This is a genomic window from Leisingera sp. XS_AS12 (assembly GCF_041224635.1).
GTDB lineage: Bacteria > Pseudomonadota > Alphaproteobacteria > Rhodobacterales > Rhodobacteraceae > Leisingera.
Map to the genome: position 1 here is coordinate 1 of NZ_JBGFGM010000005.1, position 831 is coordinate 831.

Annotated in this window: 2 pseudogenes; both read left to right on the forward strand. The window is 59.2% G+C overall.

The features are described 5' to 3' along the window. Nucleotides 1-156: 156 nt before the first annotated feature. Nucleotides 157-330 (forward strand): annotated as a pseudogene (locus tag AB9K35_RS00025) (integrase core domain-containing protein); the annotation flags it as partial. A gap of 111 nt (nucleotides 331-441) precedes the next feature. Continuing rightward, a pseudogene (locus AB9K35_RS00030) lies at nucleotides 442-831 on the forward strand (transposase); the annotation flags it as partial.

Here is an 831-nt window from a genome sequence, read left to right on the forward strand (position 1 = left end):
CGCGGATCGCATCCACGCGCTGCATCCCCTGTCCGACAAGCACATCAACCTGCCGCAGCTTCTGAACTATTTCCTCAGGCTTGTGTCGCTTGTTCGCCATTCTCAGTCCTCCGTTTCCTGAACATAACGGTGGGCCAATTCTGATGGGGCACTCCACTGGCGCTGTGGCGCTACGATTACAACAACGTCAGGCCGCACTCTTTGCTGGGAAACAGAACGCCAAAGCAAGCGCGGCAGGCGCTTGAGCAATTTGAGGGCTCCGCGCCTGCCAAGCTTGCCAAGCCCGAAACCGACGACTACCAAAATCAAACCCGCAGACTCTCGTCATGAGCGAGGGACCTGCGGGGGGCAGGTCAAAAGTGCTCTGCCCCCTGAAAACTGGATCGTTCGGAGCTGGAGTTTTCCGCTAAGTTTCCCTGGCTGGGAGAGGAGCGGAATCGCATGAAAGCATCGAAGTTCACGGAGGCGCAGAAGGCGTTCATCCTGAAGCAGGGCGAGCAAGGCACGCCGGTTGCGGAGATCTGCCGCAAGGCCGGGATCAGCCAGGCGACATACTTCAACTGGAAGAAAAAATACGGGGGCCTTCTGCCGGACGAGATGCGCCGGCTGAAAGCGCTTGAGGATGAGAACACCCGGCTGAAGAAGATCGTGGCGGAGCTGACGCTTGATCGGGAGATGCTTCAGGACGTTATTCGCCGAAAGCTCTGAAGCCTGGCCGTTTGCGCGAGATTGTCACCGGGATGTGCGTTGACTGGGGCGTGTCGATCCGGAGGGCCTGTGGGGCCGTCCGCTTTGACACCTCCACCTACCACTACAAGTCCCGGCGTACGG